Source organism: Yersinia sp. 2466 StPb PI (assembly GCF_041538325.1).
In the GTDB taxonomy this organism is placed as follows: Bacteria; Pseudomonadota; Gammaproteobacteria; order Enterobacterales; family Enterobacteriaceae; genus Yersinia; species Yersinia enterocolitica_E.
Map to the genome: position 1 here is coordinate 4,405,408 of NZ_JAULSL010000001.1, position 20,371 is coordinate 4,425,778.

Consider the following 20,371-nt stretch of genomic DNA (forward strand, 5'->3'; position numbering starts at 1 on the left):
AGTAGCTGTATATAAGACCCAACGAAAAAAGGTGCGCCAAAGCGCACCAACCATCTAGCCATATTCGGCAGTGCCGGGATTTAACCCTTGCCTTTTACACTACCAATAAAGGTTTTTCGGGCTGAAGTTGAGCCCAAATGTTCCGCCTCGTTCAACAATTTCAGCGCCTTATCGACATCACCGGCTTTCACCGCATCTTTAATCGCCTGGTTGAAGTAGTTTTCAGTGTCGCTCAGCATTGGCTCCGCAGGTTTTATCGGTGCGGGTACTGCGGCTGGCGTAGGTTGAACCGCACTGCCGACCACGACTGGAGCCGAAGCCGGTGCTGACTGTATTAAGCCAATCATAACGTTGCCCATCCCCTGCTCAGTAGTTGCCTTGATTTTCAGGTTGCCTGTCGGGGTGTGTTTCGCAATAGGATCTGGGATATCCGGTACCGCATTGCCGACACCCATGGCATAAGCTTTAGCCGGATCAAGTAACTTGGTGGTTTTTGCTAAATCGTCACGGGTGGTATAAACCAGCAGATAAATTTGTTTCTGGCCCAGTGCCGGGGTCAGTTTCATCACCCCTTGCAGACGATCACTGGTCATAATGCCCGCTTTTTCATAAGTGAAATAGCTGGATGGATAGTAAGCCGCTGGGCGCATTTGCTCGTCCAGCACTAAAACGCTAGGGGAAAAGAGCTGATTATCAGTCACTAAACTGCTAAGTGTAATCTCCATCGATCCACGATCGGCGGGTAAAGCAAAAGCGGCAACAGCCCCTTCAACATTCCCTTGAGAGATTTGTGGACTCGCCGCAGTCAGTTTGATGTCCTGCGTAGTCGGTGGCACTAATGGCTGCCATGGTAACTGCTGTAAGGTGGCGGTACTGATCGTCGGCGCGATAGAAACATTCGCCGGAGAAATAGTTGACTCTGCTTGCACCGCCAGAGGTGCTGTAACCCCTAAAGCCAATGCCAGACAAAGTGACAGTAGATTCTTTTTCATTGTTATTACCCTCATACATTGAGCGTCAGCGCTAACTGTGCACAGGCAAGGTCGGCAGAGTTAACCAAATCCCCGTCATACTTCAAGCTGCATGGGCGTTGGCTGCAACTCGAATTATTTAGGGCATCTCACTTTTCTTGTTTAAACAATCAAACAGCCGCCCCAAAGGGCGGCTGCATCATGCTGTTACCACCAAGCTTCGAATTGCGCACCAAAGGTGACTTCGTTGCTCTTACCGCGGCTATCAGTACCGATAGTCCCGTTTTGTGCCAGACCGTTGTCCGCGCTACCGCTGACATCGTTATAGCCCCACTTCTCATCCCAGTTGGCATAAGTTGCGAAGACACGAATTGCCGGGCGTGACCAGATGCTATCGCCTGCCTGCCACTGTTGTGCCAGAGTCAGTTTGTACTGGCCGTTACGGTCACCGGTACGTTGTGACTTAACATTATCGTAGCCCGCTTCCAGCAAGGTACTCATGATTGGGGTCCATTTGTACATCGGACGCACCCCCACGCTGTACCAAGTGGTGCCGTTTTGGTTGTCCCAGTCAGTGTCCTGATACAACGCGACGTACATCATGTCCCACTTCTCAGCCAGGTTGATGGCACCGTGGTCGATAACACGTAATCTGTTACCGTTGTTATTAACGTTTGCACCTTCAGAGTGACCTGATTGTGATGATGTCATTGAATCTGTTGCGTATTGCACCACGAACTTGTTAAAGCCACCCATCATGCTTTGGGTATGTTCAACCGTCAGCATGACACCATCTTTAGAGGCATCAGGAGCTAACGCGTAGTCGTCCTGAGTATTGGCGCGGCCATAATCCACACCAAACTCCAAAGTGCCGCCTGGGTTAGTTTCTAAACCGGCTAAACGCACATCGAACACATCATTAGCAGTGTGGTCAGCATCTTTACGGGCATTATCGATCCAGGCACTTGAACCACCCGCTTCTGAGTTACGGGTTGCTGCCAGAGATAACTTACCGAAGCCCAGATCAATAGCTTCTACACCTGCACCTGGACCTGAGATATCCCAGTAGTAGAAGTCAATCATATGGACGTCATGACGTTGATAGAAGCGTTTACCGGCCCACATGGTGGAACCCGGTAACCATTCGATCAGGTTTTTACCCTGCACGTTAGCCTCACGGAATGCAGGAGATGTTGACTCCCAGTCATTCTGTTGTGAAACGGAATACGCCACGTTGGTATCGAAGTAGAAGCTCTTGTCGCCTTCTTTCCACAATTCCTGGCCTAATTTAATTTCCGCATACGTTTCACACTCGTTACCCAGACGGTATTTACTTTGGGCGCCAGTGGCTTTGAAACATTGCTGTTCGCCACCGCTTCCTGTCCAACCGATACCGGAACGTGCATACCCGTGGAAATCAACAGCCATAGCTTGAGTAGAAAGAACACCAGCGGCAACAGCCAGTGCTATCGGTAACTTGCGCAGAGTAGTCATCAGTAATCTCCTGTTATATTTGCCTGTCGGCATGCGTGCTTTACATTCTGCTTTGGCTAGACGCCCAGTTCCTGGTACAACCGCTTACACGCAGTGCCGTCCTCACGGAACAGATGACAGCGTTGCGGCGGCAGGCCAATAGCGAATGTTGCACCTTCTTCTACCAGCACCACGTCGTTCTGGCGGTAGACCAGGTTCTGACGTATTGCCGGGATTTGGATGTGAATTTGAGTTTCATTACCCAGTTGCTCTACCACCTGAATCTCACCTTCCAGCGTGACTTCAGAGGCACTGCTTGGCAGCAGATGTTCCGGGCGAATACCCAAAGACATATTTGCACCGACCTGAACCTGAGTACCTTCCACCGGCAGCCACACTAACTGGCCATTTGGATTTGGCAGTTCAATCTGTACCTGACGAGGTTCAACGGCGGTCACTTTAACCGGTAAAAAATTCATTTTTGGCGAGCCAATAAAGCCCGCGACAAAGCGATTAGCTGGGTAGTGATACAGCTCCAGCGGCTTGCCGACCTGCGCAACATTGCCGGCATCCAGCACCACAATCTTGTCTGCCAGCGTCATCGCTTCCACTTGGTCATGGGTGACGTAAATCATGGTGCGTTGCAGACGCTTGTGGAGGCGCGAGATCTCAATGCGCATCTGCACCCGCAGTGCCGCATCCAGGTTGGACAGGGGTTCATCGAGCAGGAATACATCCGGCTCAGCGACCAGTGTCCGGCCAATTGCCACACGCTGGCGTTGACCACCGGATAGCGCTTTTGGCCGCCGGTCCAGCAGGTGAGCCAGTTGCAGCACTTCGGCTACCTGATTCACCCGTTGGTTAATTTCGGCTTTCTTCGCACCCGCCAATTTCAGACCGAACGACATGTTCTCTGCTACCGACAGATGGGGATAAAGTGCATATGACTGAAACACCATGCCAATACCGCGTTCAGATGGCGGCACTTCGTTCATCCGTTTGCCACCAATCAGCAACTCACCCGAGGTTATGTCCTCAAGACCGGCAATCATCCGCAGCAGCGTTGACTTTCCACACCCTGATGGGCCAACAAACACCACAAACTCACCGTCATCGATTTCCAGATTGATATCTCTGGAGATCACCGCCTCACCAAAGGCCTTATAAACGCCGCTCAGCGTTACATTAGCCATCTGTTACTCCTTTGCTTACGCAAACAACTTTTCATATGAACCTGAATGAAGAAAAATGGCGGAAGCAAACCCCGGCATAACCCATCCATTACTCCCAGCCCCTGATGACTCTCGCACTACGCGTCGTACCGCCATGCTTAGAGCAGGTTGCCTCGGACGACGTCGCGGCCTGAGTATAGGGCTGCACATTGCTTAACGCTTCAAGGTGCTGATCTGTCTGGGTGATAATTAACCGAACAACCACATTTTGTTGGCGACGGTGTTTCAATGCTGCCGATAGTGCGCGAGTGGCACTATTTGGTAATCATCCGTAACAAAGTTTTTCATGGGGGAGGAGATGGGAGGATGAGGGAACGACCCGCGTGGGCAGAAGTTCCACTGGAAAGACAAATACGTGATCTGGCTTGCAAATTTCGACCTGCATTAATGTGTCTGACACCACAGAATAGCCAGCAGTGTTAACTGGGTCACAATAACCTACTGGGGGGCGTAGAGGGGGGGAGGATGATGGTGTATCCGGTTGTGACTCAATATGTCGGCGTAGTGTTTTGGTCAGTGTAATAAATAATTTGCAGCCCAACATTTTTTGCAGCGCTGCCACACCCTCCTCACTTAGTGATTCACGGCTACACCAGCCTGAAAATGGGCTACAGAATTCGCAGCTAATGATTCACAAGAAAGTCGATACCCACAAAATTGGATAAAAGGATTGGATTATGACTCGCAGCTTCACAAAATCCGGCATTGGTAAGACCGCACGTGTTTTGGCTCTTTCAGCATTAGCCACGCTGGTGCTCTCTTCCTCTGCTTTTGCCAAGATTGAAGAAGGTAAACTGGTTATCTGGATCAATGGCGATAAAGGTTATAACGGGTTGGCGGAAGTCGGTAAGAAGTTCGAGAAAGATACCGGCATCAAAGTCACTATCGAGCATCCAGATAAATTGGAAGAAAAATACCCGCAAGTGGCTGCCACTGGCGATGGCCCGGACATTATCTTCTGGGCTCATGACCGCTTTGGCGGTTACGCACAATCCGGTTTACTGGCTGAGCTACACCCTTCTAAAGCCTTCCAAGACAAACTGTTCCCGTTCACTTGGGACGCCGTTCGCTTTAATGGCAAACTGATTGGTTACCCGGTCGCGGTTGAAGCACTGTCTCTGATTTACAATAAAGACTTAGTGAAAGAAGCACCAAAAACGTGGGAAGAAATCCCAGCGCTGGATAAAACCCTGCGTGCCAATGGCAAGAGCGCCATCATGTGGAACCTACAAGAACCGTACTTCACCTGGCCGGTTATCGCCGCTGACGGTGGCTATGCCTTCAAACTCGAAAACGGTGTATATGATGTGAAAAACGTTGGCGTGAACAATGCTGGCGCGAAAGCGGGTCTACAATTTATTGTCGATCTGGTGAAGAACAAGCACATCAATGCCGATACAGATTACTCCATTGCAGAAGCGGCCTTCAACAAAGGCGAAACAGCAATGACCATCAATGGCCCATGGGCATGGTCCAACATTGATAAGAGCAAAATCAATTACGGTGTGACCTTGTTGCCAACCTTCCACGGCCAGCCATCCAAACCGTTCGTCGGCGTGTTGACTGCCGGTATTAACGCCGCCAGCCCGAATAAAGAACTGGCAACTGAATTCCTGGAGAACTACCTGTTAACTGATCAGGGTCTGGCTGAAGTGAATAAAGACAAACCTCTGGGCGCAGTGGCACTGAAATCATTCCAGGAACAACTGGCAAAAGATCCACGCATTGCTGCAACCATGGATAACGCCACCAAGGGTGAAATCATGCCAAATATTCCACAAATGGCGGCTTTCTGGTATGCCACCCGCAGTGCGGTACTGAACGCCATCAGCGGGCGTCAGACAGTTGAAGCGGCATTGAACGACGCAGCAACGCGTATTACCAAATAACAGTTTCACCTGCAAAAGGGCACGATTCGTCGTGCCCAGCACCACTTGCTGTAACACTATAACAATACTCAAAGTACGAAGGGAATATTATGCAGTTATCCCACACCGAGTTCGAAAGTCGTAAAAAGAAAACCGCCTGGTGGCAGAGTGATGTGCTTAAATGGCTGATTATCGGCACATTAAGTCTATTCACCTGCTACTTGATCGTCTTGATGTATGCTCAGGGTGAATATCTTTTTGCCATCGTGACGCTAATTTTGGTGAGTCTGGGGCTGTATGTCTTTGCCAATCGTCGCGCCTATGCCTGGCGCTATGTTTATCCCGGCGTGGCAGGTATGGGGCTGTTTGTGCTGTTCCCACTGATTTGCACTATCGCTATCGCTTTTACCAACTACAGCAGTACCAACCAATTAACCTTTGAGCGTGCCCAATCAGTATTAATGGATCGGCAGTTTCAGACCGGTAAAACCTTTACCTTTGGCCTTTATCCCAGTGATAACCAATGGCGTTTGCAGCTTACCAACCCTGATGACAGCTCTGTTCTGATTTCCGCACCTTTCAGCCTTGATACGACGGGTGAGAAAAAAATCACAGTCGCCCCCACCAGCACTGAACAGACCGGCGAACGCGCGTCACTGCGTATCATTACTCAGAATCGCCAGGCACTCGCTGAGTTGGTGGCACTGCTGCCCAGTGGTGGCGAACTGCGCATGAGTTCACTGCGGCAGTTTTCAGCGACCAGCCCGCTCTATAAACTGGGCGCTGACGGTAAAGAGCTGCTCAATCAGCAAACCGGGGTTATCTATCGGCCAAACCCTGATGTCGGTTTTTACCAAGCCATTAACGCCGACGGCCAGTGGCAAAACGAAAAACTCAGTCCCGGCTTTACTGTCACTATCGGCTGGAAAAACTTCCTGCGGGTGCTGCATGATGAAGGGATACAGAAGCCTTTTATCTCCATCTTTATCTGGACCATTATTTTCTCGCTACTGACCGTGGTACTGACCGTTGCCGTCGGTATGGTTTTAGCCTGCGTGGTGCAATGGGACTCGTTGAAAGGCAAAGCGGTTTATCGCGTGCTGTTAATACTGCCCTATGCGGTACCGTCGTTTATTTCAATCTTGATTTTCAAAGGGTTATTTAACCAAAGCTTTGGTGAAATCAACCTGATGCTAAGTAGCCTGTTTGGCATCAAGCCCGCCTGGTTCAGTGACCCTATTACCGCGAAAAGCATGATTTTGATCGTCAACACCTGGCTCGGCTATCCCTACATGATGATTCTGTGCATGGGGCTACTCAAAGCGATTCCCGAGGACTTATATGAAGCCTCGGCAATGGATGGCGCAGGCCCGTTCCAGAACTTCTTCCGTATCACGTTGCCACTGCTGATTAAGCCGCTGACACCGCTGATGATTGCCAGCTTCGCCTTTAACTTTAACAACTTTGTGTTGATTCAGTTATTGACCAATGGCGGCCCGGATATGATTGGCACCACCACGCCAGCAGGCTATACCGACTTGCTGGTCAGCTACACCTACCGTATTGCCTTTGAAGGGGGCGGCGGCCAGGACTTTGGCTTGGCGGCAGCGATTGCCACCCTGATTTTCATTCTGGTCGGCGCGCTCGCGATACTGAATCTGAAAGCCAGCAAAATGAACTTTGACTAAGGAGGAGATGCAAATGGCAATGGTTCAACCTAAATCCCAGCGTTTGCGTCTATGGGGCACTCATTTTCTGATGTTGTGCTTTATCGCGCTGATTATGTTCCCGTTACTGATGGTAATTACCATCTCGCTGCGGCCCGGCAACTTTGCGACCGGTAGCCTGATCCCAGATCAGATTTCATGGGAACACTGGAAACTGGCGCTGGGTATGAGTGTGACTCACGCTGATGGTAGCGTAACCCCACCGCCGTTCCCGGTGATGTTGTGGTTATGGAACTCCATCAAGATTGCGGTCATTACCGCCATTGGGATTGTCACGCTCTCCACTACCTGCGCTTACGCCTTTGCCCGCATGCGTTTTCGCGGTAAAAGCACCCTGCTGAAAGGCATGTTGATCTTCCAGATGTTCCCCGCAGTGCTGTCACTGGTGGCGTTATATGCTTTATTCGACCGTATCGGACAGTATCTGCCATTTATCGGGCTGAATACCCACGGCGGGGTGATTTTTGCTTATATGGGCGGCATCGCCCTGCACGTCTGGACCATCAAAGGCTATTTTGAAACCATTGATAACTCACTGGAAGAAGCCGCGGCACTGGATGGCGCAACCCCATGGCAAGCTTTCCGACTGGTGCTGTTACCCCTGTCGGTACCGATTTTAGCCGTGGTGTTTATTCTGTCGTTTATCGCTGCTATCACCGAAGTCCCGGTGGCATCACTGCTATTGCGTGATGTGAACAGCTACACGCTGGCGGTGGGTATGCAGCAATATCTGAATCCGCAAAACTATCTGTGGGGCGATTTCGCCGCTGCTGCGGTACTGTCTGCCATTCCCATCACCGCAGTCTTCCTGCTGGCACAACGCTGGCTGGTAGGTGGCTTAACGGCCGGTGGGGTGAAGGGTTAACGATATCATCATTCTAAATTTCATCACCCAATACCCAAAGTAATTGGAATTGTAGCAAGGCAACAAACGAGTGAAGCCCGATGAGCTGACTTAGGTCAGTGATTCGGGTGAGAGAGTGCAGTAAACAAAGCTACAATTTCAAGTAAGAAGGGTATTTTTTCCCTCTGGTACTGTGTCTTTAGGGCGGCCGTAATGGCCGCCATTTTTATTCTCTTTTTAATCTTTCGGTATTCGCCAAATACAACGTCACCACCAGCAACAATATCGAACCAGAATAAATTAATGTATCGATTGGGTTTTCATGATCAACGATGATCAAGCGGATAATCGCGGTGATGCCGATATAGATAAAATAGCGCAACGGGAAGTGATAACCCGACTCAAAATACTTAACAATCAAAGCAATAAACTCAAAGTACAGGAAATAAATTACAATCCCTTCAATCAGCATGTAAGAAGATGCATCCTGATTATTGACGAATAAGACCTTACCAAGATGGAAGGTTTCTTTTATCAAAAAGACCACCAAAATAGCGGCCAATGCAATCAACCCCACATTCAGTAAACGCTGTAGATTTTTGGCTATCCATTGAGAACGCGAATTTTTGGCCATAAATACTCCCATTGAAAGTAGGTGAAATAATCCGGGCCGAAAAAAAGCCCCTTACTGGGTAAGGGGCTAATAAGCACGGATCAAAGAGCTTAAGCCCGCAAGCTTAACGCCAGTTCTTGAAACGGTTAATCAACGCATTGGTAGAACTGTCATGACTAGTTACGTTTTTATCATCTGCCAGTTCTGGCAAGATGCGATTAGCCAGTTGTTTACCCAGCTCAACACCCCATTGGTCGAAGGTATAGATATTCAGGATAATCCCTTGGGTGAAGATTTTGTGTTCATACAACGCAATCAATGCACCCAGGCTGAACGGCGTAATTTCACGCAGCAGGATGGAGTTGGTTGGGCGATTGCCTTCAAACACTTTAAATGGCGCGACATGAGCCACTTGCTCAGGGGTTTTGCCTGCCGCAGCAAATTCAGCTTCAACTTCTGCCAGTGATTTGCCAAATGCCAGTGCTTCGGTCTGGGCAAAGAAGTTCGACAGCAGCTTCGCGTGATGATCACTCAGTGGGTTATGACTGATAGCCGGTGCAATAAAGTCACAAGGAACCAATTTGGTGCCCTGATGGATCAACTGATAGAACGCATGTTGGCCGTTAGTACCTGGTTCACCCCAGATAATAGGGCCGGTCTGGTAATTCACTGGGGTACCGTTACGATCCACATACTTACCATTAGATTCCATATTGCCCTGCTGGAAGTAAGCTGGGAAACGGTGCATGTACTGATCGTAAGGCAGGATAGCTTCGGTTTCTGCACCGAAGAAATTGTTATACCAGATGCCGATCAATGCCAGCAGGATAGGCAGGTTGTGCTCCGCAGACGTTTCGGCGAAGTGTTTATCCATGGCATGCGCACCACTCAGCAGTTGTTCGAAGTGTTCGAAACCAACCGACAGCGCGATAGACAAACCAATGGCGGACCACAGCGAGTAACGGCCACCAACCCAATCCCAGAATTCAAACATATTGTTGGTATCAATGCCAAACTCACCCACAGCTTTGGCATTGGTCGACAATGCAGCAAAGTGTTTGGCGACATGTTCCACAGAAACCGCAGTAGACAGGAACCAGTCACGCGCACTGTGGGCGTTGGTCATGGTTTCTTGGGTGGTGAAGGTTTTTGATGCCACCAGGAACAGCGTGGTTTCTGGGTTCAACGGTTTCAACGTTTCAGCAATATGGGTGCCGTCAACGTTTGAAACGAAATGCATATTCAGATGATTTTTGTACGGGCGCAGTGCTTCAGTCACCATGTAAGGGCCGAGATCTGAGCCGCCGATACCGATGTTCACCACATCAGTAATCGCCTTGCCGGTATAACCTTTCCAGTCACCGCCAATCACGCGGTCACAGAACTGTTTCATTTTAGCCAGCACCGCATTCACTTCTGGCATCACATCCTTGCCATCCACCACAATCGGGGTGTTAGTGCGGTTACGCAAAGCAATATGCAGTACTGCGCGGTCTTCAGTACGGTTGATTTTTTCACCGGAAAACATGGAGTTAATCGCACCGGCCAGATCAGTTTCCTTCGCCAGAGCTTGCAGCTTTTCCATAGTTTCGCTGGTAATGCGGTTTTTGGAGAAATCCACCAGCATTTGATCATCAAAAGTGGCTGAAAACTTGCTAAAACGCTGGTCGTCCTCGGCAAACAGACTGCTGATGGTGACATCTTTCATCTGCTCAAAGTGTTGCTGTAACGCTTTCCAGGCAGCGGTTTGACTAGGATTAATATTTTTCATAGCGGCGCTCTTCTAGGCTTAAGGATAATGAAACGAATGGGTTAATTGTATCCTGTTCGGGTGTGATTGAGATCTCTTTTCTTGCGATAGGTGCTATCTCTCGAAACAACACTTGATCTCATCCCTGTTTTCGCAGTGTGTCATTGTCTAACAGTATCTATTGCCAAAGTAATGGTAGTGGCAGGTAGGCAGCAAGCAAACGCATCCCGATGAGCTTACTCGGGTAAGTGAACGTAGCTAACACTCCAGCAGCTTCAAGTACCAAGGGAATAGTCAATTTAGTGATATCACAGCGCATATTATTAAAGATGAAAATACCTCATAGCCATTTCATTGACAGAAAGTCGATAACCCGTTATTTCCTTGTACAGAGATAAATACTGATGCCCTCCAAGATGGCATCCCTGATACGAGGTTTTTTTAGATGATTCAAGCAGCACCCCAGCAGAGCCGCAGCGCCCCTTCTGCGACCGTGGTTGCCAAATTTGGTGGCACCAGCGTGGCAGATTTTGCTGCCATGAGTCGCAGCGCCGATGTGGTTTTATCGAACCCGGACGTTCGTTTGGTTATCTTGTCAGCTTCGGCTGGCATTACCAATCTGTTGGTCGCCCTTGCCGATGGCTGTGAGCCTGAAAAGCGTGAACTTCATTTAGCAGAAATTAGTCGAATTCAATCCGATATTCTAGCCAAACTCGGCAATCCGGTGGTTATCCGCGATGAAATTGAACGCATGCTGGAAAACATCGCCATGCTGTCTGAAGCGGCCAGTCTGGCAACGTCTGCGGCGTTAACCGATGAACTGGTGAGTCACGGCGAATTGATGTCTACACTGCTGTTTGTCGAGCTAATACGCCAGCGTCAGGTGGCAGTGGAATGGTTTGATGTACGTAAAATCATGCGAACCAATGACCGTTTTGGTCGTGCTGAACCGGATACCCAATTGCTGTCTGAATTAGCTCAAACGCAATTGGCCCCGCGTATCGCGCAGGCCATTGTTGTCACACAAGGCTTTATCGGCAGTGAAAGCAAAGGGCGCACCACTACCCTTGGCCGTGGCGGTAGCGATTACACCGCCGCGTTACTGGGTGAAGCACTGAATGTTGGCCGCATTGATATCTGGACAGATGTCCCTGGGATTTATACCACCGATCCACGGGTGGTTCCGGCAGCAAAACGCATCGATAAAATTGCTTTCGAAGAAGCGGCTGAAATGGCGACATTTGGTGCCAAAGTCTTGCATCCGGCCACCCTGCTGCCAGCCGTGCGCAGTGATATTCCAGTGTTTGTCGGCTCAAGCAAAGACCCAGCGGCTGGCGGCACCTTAGTCTGTAATGAAACCGAGAGTCCACCACTGTTCCGTGCCTTGGCATTGCGCCGCAAACAGACGCTGCTGACCTTACATAGCCTGAATATGTTGCATGCACGTGGTTTTCTGGCGGAAGTATTTAATATTCTGGCGCGCCACAATATTTCAGTTGATTTGATAACCACCTCTGAGGTGAGTGTCGCACTAACTCTCGATACTACAGGCTCGACATCAACGGCAGGCAGTCTGCTGACTACCTCACTGCTGACTGAACTCTCCTCACTATGTCGGGTTGAAGTGGAAGAGAATCTGGCGTTGGTAGCGATTATCGGCAATAACCTGTCACAAGCTTGTGGCGTCGGTAAGGAAGTATTCGGTGTCCTTGACCCATTCAATATCCGCATGATTTGCTATGGCGCCAGCAGCCATAACCTGTGCTTCCTAGTGCCAGGGAATGATGCTGAAAAAGTGGTGCAAACCCTGCATCACAATCTGTTTGAGTAACAATTTATTTGAATAATACGCTGTTTGAATAACACGGCTTGAGTCAGAGTAAAAACTAACTATACACTGCTAACAACAACAAGCTGATAACACTGACCGGGCGATTTCGTCCGGTTTTCTTATATCTGACACTGACGACTAAGGACTTTCGCTTCATGTTAGTAAAAATCACCCGGCTGTTCCCGCTGTGGGCGCTGCTGCTGTCAGTCGCGGCCTATTTCCGCCCGACCACCTTTATCGGTATCGGGCCTTATGTCGCCCCGTTACTAATGTTGATCATGTTTGCTATGGGGGTCACTCTGCGGCTGGATGATTTCAAGCGTGTACTCTCGCGCCCAGCACCGGTAGCCGCGGCAACTTTCCTGCATTATCTGATTATGCCGCTCACTGCCTGGATTCTGGCGATACTATTCCGTATGCCACCGGACTTGTCTGCCGGTATGGTACTGGTAGGCAGCGTTGCCAGTGGGACAGCATCTAATGTGATGATTTATCTGGCCAAAGGAGATGTCGCGTTATCAGTGACCATCTCTGCGGTTTCTACCCTGGTGGGGGTTTTTGCCACGCCATTACTGACCCGTTTATATGTCGACGCCACCATCAGTGTTGACGTCGTGGGAATGCTGAAAAGTATTCTGCAAATCGTGGTCATCCCTATTAGCGCAGGGCTGATTATCCATCACACCTTTACTAAAACGGTGAAACGCATTGAGCCTTATCTACCGGCGATGTCGATGGTCTGTATTGTCGCTATCATTAGTGGCGTGGTCGCCGGTAGCCAGAGTCATATCGCTTCAGTGGGTTTCGTGGTGATTATTGCGGTTATCCTGCATAACGGTATTGGCCTGTTAAGTGGTTACTGGGGCGGGAAACTGTTCGGCTTTGATGAATCTACCTGCCGCACACTGGCCATTGAAGTCGGTATGCAAAACTCAGGACTCGCGGCTACGTTGGGTAAAATTTACTTCTCGCCACTGGCTGCCCTACCCGGCGCATTGTTCTCGGTCTGGCATAACCTCTCCGGTTCACTACTGGCGGGCTACTGGTCAGGTAAACCAGTAGAGAAAGATAAAAAGTAATACCAAAGAGTATAAATGCCCGAACCATTCGGGCATTTTCAATTTTTCTGTTTCTTTTTATTCCCCGCTTTAGACAGAAAAACAACATCAATAACACCCAGCATTACCCTGATAATATTTAAAATAATTCTGAAAACAGTCACTCAATAACCGCTTAATATTAAAAAATTATTATCTTTCCCTTCTCTCTGAATATTCCTTAATTATTATCCTCAATCCGCCGTCTCTACTCTTTAGGGACGGTAATAGTGCTGCCCGTAAATTTGACTCAAGGACGGAAAGGACTGGGTCCACTCATCGCGTTATACCCAGGAAATTCCCCCCACAAACATCATGATAAAAAAACGTACCGCATTATGTTTTTTATTGAGCACGGGCGCTCACGCTAACATGACTCCGGGGGTAGATATTCCCTCTCCGATCAATGAGTCACGCCAGAACTTACAGAACAGCAGCACTGAAATTAATCACTTAATAGAAGAGCGTCGTCTGCCTCATGTTAAACAGCCTGAGGCAGAGATAGAAACGCCCGAAAATAGTGCACCTGAATTAGATGATAACGCGCAATGTCTTCCCATTAGCGGCGTCTATATTCAGGGTATTACCTTATTGACTGAGGCGGATTTAGAGACTTTAAGCCCAATACCGGAGCAATGTATTGGTAGCGAAAACATTAATCTGTTGGCGCGTGAACTCACTCAACTTTATCTTAACAAAGGTTATATTACCGCCCGCGTCCAGTTTATTCCTCCCGATAACGAGGGCGAATTGGGTTTCGATGTAACTGAAGGTTTTATTGAGAGCATCGAAAGTGTTGACCCAGAATTAAACGGTGAAAATGTTTTCCCCAATATGATCGGGGAACCATTAAATATTAAACAACTCGACCAAGGGCTCGATCAAGCTAACCGTTTACCCTCCAATAAAATAACTGTTGATATTTTACCAGGAAAAGAGGCGGGCGGCTCAATTCTCAGATTGAGTAATATCCGGTCAAAACCCTGGCATCTGACAACATCCCTGGATAATTATGGTAATAAAAGTACCGGTAAATGGTTAAGCCGCAATGCATTTTCTTTCGATAACCCCCTTGGGTTATCAGATTCTCTCAGCTTAAATATCAGCAGTACCACCGATAATCCACAGAAAAACCATAGCCGCGCCTATTCACTGTTTTATTCCGTTCCTTATGGCGCATTGACCTTTAGTGGGTTTGGCAGTTATTCCGAATACCTTTATCCGGTGCAGTTACAATTCAATACCATCGAACTACAAGGTAAAACCCAGCAGCATGGCTTACGCACCGATTATGTTTTCTATCGCGACCAAGACCAAATTAATGGCTTAAGCGCACAACTAACCTATAAACAGGCTGAAAACTACTTTAACGAACAGAAAATCGCCGTCAGCAGCCCGACACTGACGGTATTTGAATTAGGTATTAATCATCTGCACATCCTGCCCACCGGCATATTCAATGTGAATGTCAGCATTGAACAGGGATTATCCTTATTGGGTGCAGATCAAAACATATCAGCCAGCTATCAAGACAGCCAATTCACCAAAGCTAAAGCCGCTGTGACTTCCAATCAATATTTCAAACTGTTTGATGATTTCTATCTGTTTAGCAATCAGTTCTATGGCCAATACACCCGTGACCGATTACCGGGCGTTGAATGGTTGAGCGTCACCGACAGCAACGCTATTCGTGGCTTTAGTCGCAATACCTTATCGGCGGATCGAGGCTGGTATCTCCAGAATACCTTGTCGCGCAACTTTACACTCGGCAACACCACCCTAACCCCGCGGTTAGGGGCAGATGTGGGTCGTATACAACAATCATCGCCAGGCTGGAGCAGTGCTATGGGGTTAAGTGCCGGCATCAATCTCAGTTACCGCGATATCAAACTGGATATTGAAGCCAGCCGTGGCCACTTATTGTCCGGTAAAACAGAGAATAAAGACCCTACTCAGATTCTGGCGCGCTTCTCTTATTCCTTTTAATTAATCCGCTGCCAGCGAAAGCCAATTTTTATCAATACCAAACTATATGACAAAAATGGAGAAGTAAAAATGAAACAAAATAAGTTCAAGCTCTCCCCGGCAGGAAAGCTGGCGGCAGCCGTTGCTATTATTTCAGTATCAGTGGCCACCTGTTATGCTGCTGGGATTGTCGGTGCCGGTGATCCTGCCCACAATCCAGCAATTAATACGGTAAATGGCGTCCCAGTCATCGATATCGTAAAACCCTCAGCATCGGGGTTATCACATAACCAATATAATGAATTTAACGTTAACAAAGCGGGAGCCGTGCTTAATAACTCTCTCAGTACCGGTCAATCACAACTTGCCGGGCAATTATCTGCCAACCAGAACTTAAATGGTCAAGCAGCCAGTATTATTTTGAATGAGGTTATCAGCCGTAACCCTTCATTATTATTAGGTAAGCAGGAAGTCTTTGGCATGGCAGCTGACTATATTCTGGCTAACCCTAATGGAATTACCTGTAATAGCTGTGGTTTTATTAATACCAATCGAAACTCACTGGTAGTCGGTAATCCGCTAGTAGATCAAGGTAATTTACAAGGCTTTGATACTCGCAATAACACCAATTTATTAAATATAACAGGTTATATATCAACAGTTGGGCCAATAGACTTAATTGCGCCACGTATTAATATGCTGGGAGCTGTAGACTCCAGAGAGAGCATTAACATCATCCTCGGGCAAAATAAAGTTAGCGTTGACGGGGAGATATTAGAATCACAAAAATATGTGGATTCAGCATACGACAGTAAAATATTTGGTGGTATGCAGGCCAATAGAATTCGTATTGTTAACACCGCAGAAGGTAATGGGGTAAATATGTCAAGTGGGTATTCTGCCCGTGACTCGATAGAAATTTTAACACCGGGAAGATTGAATCTTGATGTTGATTCCGATCCAAATTTGAATTATAACCCGACCCCCGCCAACTTAAGCGGTAAAGATATCACAGTCAGCGCCGGTGATATCTTTACTTCAGGCGATATTATTGAATCATCTTCTGGCGGTTCGACAACACAGACACTCAAACGCACCAAAATTAAAGGCGCAAATATTTCAATTATTGCCAAGAAAAAAAATCATCTTAGTGCCGCCATCATTGATGGTAAAAACATCACTATTCAAGGTGGGGATATTAAACTGGATACAGAGAAACTCACTAATACACAGGCCAATGGCTATTCAGAAAAGGGTGGGTGGGGGCTACATAACTGGAGCAAATCTGAAGATAATAAAAACCAACAACAAACAGTTATTGGAACCACTATTATTGCGGAGAATAACATCTTTCTTAAATCAACCAAAGGGGATATAAAATTATCAAGCTCTTCTGTAAGGGCAGGCGATAATCTTTCAGTCAAAGCGGAAAAAGATTTACAACTCAAAGGCCAGATTGAACAAAGCTCAAAGCATGAAAAAGGCCATAACTATGTGCAAATGAGAGAGGATAAATCTTGGGACAATAAAGAAAACACTCAAACACTCAATAAAACCATGCTACAAGCCGATGGGAATTTGGGTTTAACGGCAGAAGGAAAAATTACCGGCAATGGTGTTAAGGCATCAGCTGGCGGCGATTTATTAATCAATGCCAATGAAGTCAAGATTGATGTGGAAAAGACCAAAAATCAGAAAACAACAAATGGTAAAAATGAACAAAATTTAGGGCTAGGGGGTATCGATCATAATAACAACAATAAGAATGCAGAAACCAATCACCGTTCTGAAATAATCGCTGATGGAACAATTCTAGTTATAGGTAATAAAGGTGTTTCCATTACCGGCAGTCAAGTCAAAGGTACCAAAGATGGTTATATTCAGGCAGATCAAGGCGGCATTAAGATTGATAACGCCATTAGTACCACCACCACTAAAATTGATGAGCGTACCGGTGTCGCCTTTAATATTACTGGCAGTTCCCATAAAGCCAATAATAGCGATGAAAAAGTTATCGGCAGCGAATTAGCGTCAGATGCTAATCTCAAAATAATCAGTAAAGATAATGTTGATGTTATTGGCAGTATGGTAGCAAGTGCCGGTGAACTGGGTATTGAAACGCTAGGTGAAGTTAATGTTAAAGCCGCTCAAGCCCAACAGAAAATTGATGAGCAGAAAAGCAAACTTACTATCTCGGGCTTTACCAGCGATGATGGTAACAACCAATACCAGGCAGGTTTGAAACTGAATCACAGCAGTGAGAGCGAAAAAACTGACAGCATCAAAAATCACGCTGCGTCACTGCAAGGTGGCACAGTCAAACTGGACGCCCAAAAAGACATCACATTTATCGGCTCTAACATCACTGCCACCAAAGGCGATGCAGAAATTAAAGGCGAAAATGTTTCATTTGTCGCTACGCAAGACACTCTCTCCAGCAATAAAACCAAAGAAACCGTTGGGGTTGATTTCCACTACACCGGCGGCATGGATAAAGCCGGCAGTGGTGTAAACGTAGGCTACGAAGATACCCAAACCAGCACTGACAAATCAACCTCCGTGGTCTCGGGTTCACAGGTAGCGGGTAATCTGAATATCACCGCAACACAAGACGTCACCAATCAGGGAACGGACCATAACGTCGGTGGCGCTTATCAGGCTCAGGGCAATAATATCCATAATCTGGCCGCTGAGAATAGTGAAAAAACGCATACCAAAACCACCAAGGTTGATGTCGGTTATGAGGCCAATATTGCTTATGGCGAAGTGACCCGCCCGGTTGAAAAAGTGATAGCCGATGGGCAAAAACTGGATATTGGCGGCATGGTTGAAGCGGTAGGCGAAGTGGGCGCGCCTAACGCTGGGATAGATCTTGCGGCTAAAGGTGGAACCAAAGAGACCCACCTCAACAGTAACCAATCTGTCGTAACATCAATCAAAGGCGGTAACATCGCGCTCAATGCCAACGGCGAAGTCAAAGATCAAGGCACAAAATATCAAGCGGACAAAGGAGCCATTACGCTGGATGCATCGCGTCATACCTTTGAAGCTACCGTTAATCGTGTTGACCAACATGTTACAGAAACCTTCGGCGAAGCAGATATTCGAGTTTACACCTCTACAGGCAAAGACATTACCCTTGATGGTAAGGGCAAAGGGGGATCGACAGATCAGCATATAAAAGGTGAAATTGCGCAAGTTGGTAGCATGAACGCAGCAAATGGTGTCAATATCAATGTGAAACAGGATGCGAGCTATCAAGGCACAAATATCAATGCAGGTAGTGGCAAAACTACGGTTAGCGCAGGCGGTAATATTGTTTTTGATCAAGTCACTAACCACACCAGTGAAAACCATAATAACGTTGAGGCTAATGCCAAAGCGAACCTTGGTACTAACGTCGGCAGTAAAAACTTCGGTGCCGGTTTAGGTGGCGGTAACAGTAAGGGGCAAAGCAGTACCTCCGTTGCCCAAGTCAGTCATCTGCAAGGCCAGCAAGGTATTGAGCTGAATGCAGGGAAAGATTTGACACTCACCGGCACCTCGTTCGGCAGTAAAGAACAAGCTACCGGTGATATTCTGCTGGCAGCCGGTGGCAAAGTCGATATTCTGGCCGCGCAATCACAGGGGTCGAAGCAGGATATGACCTGGTCAGCCAGTGCCAATGCGGGTATGAGTACAAGCAGTGGTACCGATAAAAATGGTAAAGGGATAAAGGCAGGCGCAGAAGTTAACGTTGCTAATAAAGACGAGTCAGCCACCAAACATCAAGGCAGTGTGATTAACAGCAATGGCGCAGTCAACATTAAAGCTGGCGGTCACGATAACCAAGCCATCCATATGCAAAATGCCAATATCACCAGCCAGCAAACCACACTGACGGCAGATAATGGCGGCATCATGCTGGAGTCAGCACAAGACCAGGAACACAAAAACAACTGGAACTTCACAGCCGGCGCCAATGGCAACCAAAATAGCTCTTTCAATAAAGATGATAAAGGGGTGGTCGACAAGCAAAGTAGCGAAAAACTCCATAATATCAGCGCTAAATTGGATGTCGGTGTTGAAAAACTGAATGCTGTAATGCAACAAAACACCCATATCAATAGCAACAATATCGCCCTGAATAGCGTCAAAGACACTGCTCTGGCGGGTGCTATGCTCAAAGCTAATGATATTACTGGCACTATCGGCGGTAACTTGAAAGTGCAAAGCCGTGAAGATGTCCGACAGGAAGTTAATGTCAACACTGGCTTGAGTTTCAATCACAGTAACGAGAAACAAGACAGTATGATTAATCAGGTAGCCGATGCGACCCCAATCGGCTCGGATAAAGTGAAAAAAACCCTGACCACTAAATCCAATAAGTTATTCGATAAAGTTAAAAAGCAATATGACCAAGTTTCAAGCTACTTTGGTTCTAAAGAAGAAGATAACGTACAACCCCTCAGCTATACCAAAAAGGGGAGCAATGAAACGCTAACCGAGTCTAAGGAAGAAGCAGAAACCGAAGATAAATGGTGGCAGAAAGGTGCCAAAGCAGCAGGCAAAAAAATCAAAAGTAATGTTCAGGATGAACAAGTCAAAGGTGGCAGCGGCAAAGCTAAAGTTGAAGTGGAAGTCGTTGAAAATAAAGCGGTTGAAGAACAATCAGCCATTAGCGGTACACAGTCAGTTAATTTGAACGTAGCCGGTAAAACTGAACTAATCGGTGGAAAAATAACCAATAGAGACAGCGATGTAAACTTACAAACCAATGGTCTGGAATTACAGGATATCAACGGCAAACACACCCAGGGCGGAGCGAGAGTAAATGCATCGTCTAAAGTTACCGAGATAATTGGTGGTGGCGTCAGTGAAATGATGGAAGGCAAAACACCGCTGCTAGGCGCTCATGGTGGCTCCGAACAGAAAAATGCCGTAGCCGGTGTGATGCGAGGCTAAAGCGCGCAAACCACTTGGTTAAAGAGCATTAAAAAAGGAGATAGTCATCACTGCTA

The 20,371-nt window shown here is 47.5% G+C and carries 12 protein-coding genes and 1 pseudogene; 7 read left to right on the forward strand and 6 right to left on the reverse strand.

The annotated features are described in order from the left end of the window. Nucleotides 1–80: 80 nt before the first annotated feature. From malM to Q2T72_RS19935, 4 genes and pseudogenes are all read right to left on the reverse strand, one after another. The gene (malM, locus tag Q2T72_RS19920; protein WP_372569724.1) at nt 81–992 is read right to left on the reverse strand and encodes a maltose operon protein MalM; all 912 of its coding nucleotides are present in this window, start codon (nt 990–992) and stop codon (nt 81–83) included. Between the two features lie 186 nt (nt 993–1,178). Beyond that, a complete protein-coding gene (locus Q2T72_RS19925) occupies nt 1,179–2,465 on the reverse strand; it encodes a maltoporin (RefSeq protein WP_083162103.1) in 1,287 nt (428 codons plus the stop codon). Between the two features lie 56 nt (nt 2,466–2,521). Continuing rightward, entirely contained in the window at nt 2,522–3,637 is a 1,116-nt protein-coding gene (gene malK / locus Q2T72_RS19930) for a maltose/maltodextrin ABC transporter ATP-binding protein MalK (RefSeq protein WP_005191494.1), read from the reverse strand. A gap of 15 nt (nt 3,638–3,652) precedes the next feature. Continuing rightward, nucleotides 3,653–3,881, reverse strand: a pseudogene (locus tag Q2T72_RS19935) (hypothetical protein). A gap of 472 nt (nt 3,882–4,353) precedes the next feature. Here Q2T72_RS19935 and malE point away from each other — a divergent pair. From malE to malG, 3 genes are all read left to right on the forward strand, one after another. Further along, nucleotides 4,354–5,565, forward strand: a complete 1,212-nt coding sequence (gene malE, locus Q2T72_RS19940; RefSeq protein WP_083162101.1) for a maltose/maltodextrin ABC transporter substrate-binding protein MalE — start codon at nt 4,354–4,356, stop codon at nt 5,563–5,565. A gap of 89 nt (nt 5,566–5,654) precedes the next feature. Continuing rightward, a complete protein-coding gene (gene malF / locus Q2T72_RS19945; RefSeq protein WP_083162099.1) occupies nt 5,655–7,232 on the forward strand; it encodes a maltose ABC transporter permease MalF in 1,578 nt (525 codons plus the stop codon). A 13-nt stretch (nt 7,233–7,245) separates the two neighbouring features. Continuing rightward, nucleotides 7,246–8,136 carry a maltose ABC transporter permease MalG gene (gene malG / locus Q2T72_RS19950; protein ID WP_032907691.1) on the forward strand — a complete coding sequence of 297 codons (891 nt, stop codon included), beginning with the start codon at nt 7,246–7,248 and terminating at the stop codon, nt 8,134–8,136. Between the two features lie 205 nt (nt 8,137–8,341). Here malG and psiE read toward each other — a convergent pair whose 3' ends face one another. Both psiE and pgi read right to left on the reverse strand, forming a co-directional pair. Next, complete coding sequence (gene psiE / locus Q2T72_RS19955) at nt 8,342–8,749, reverse strand: phosphate-starvation-inducible protein PsiE (RefSeq protein ID WP_004705335.1); 408 nt, start codon at nt 8,747–8,749, stop codon at nt 8,342–8,344. 103 nt (nt 8,750–8,852) lie between these two features. After that, a complete protein-coding gene (gene pgi, locus Q2T72_RS19960) occupies nt 8,853–10,499 on the reverse strand; it encodes a glucose-6-phosphate isomerase (protein ID WP_372569725.1) in 1,647 nt (548 codons plus the stop codon). A 424-nt stretch (nt 10,500–10,923) separates the two neighbouring features. Between pgi and lysC the strand changes: the two genes are divergently transcribed. From lysC to Q2T72_RS19980, 4 genes are all read left to right on the forward strand, one after another. Beyond that, complete coding sequence (gene lysC / locus Q2T72_RS19965; RefSeq protein ID WP_083162095.1) at nt 10,924–12,309, forward strand: lysine-sensitive aspartokinase 3; 1,386 nt, start codon at nt 10,924–10,926, stop codon at nt 12,307–12,309. Between the two features lie 155 nt (nt 12,310–12,464). Continuing rightward, entirely contained in the window at nt 12,465–13,388 is a 924-nt protein-coding gene (gene panS / locus Q2T72_RS19970) for a ketopantoate/pantoate/pantothenate transporter PanS (protein WP_083162093.1), read from the forward strand. A gap of 333 nt (nt 13,389–13,721) precedes the next feature. Beyond that, complete coding sequence (locus tag Q2T72_RS19975) at nt 13,722–15,392, forward strand: ShlB/FhaC/HecB family hemolysin secretion/activation protein (protein WP_083162091.1); 1,671 nt, start codon at nt 13,722–13,724, stop codon at nt 15,390–15,392. A gap of 69 nt (nt 15,393–15,461) precedes the next feature. Beyond that, nucleotides 15,462–20,315, forward strand: a complete 4,854-nt coding sequence (locus Q2T72_RS19980; protein WP_372569726.1) for a hemagglutinin repeat-containing protein — start codon at nt 15,462–15,464, stop codon at nt 20,313–20,315. Nucleotides 20,316–20,371 lie beyond the last annotated feature (56 nt).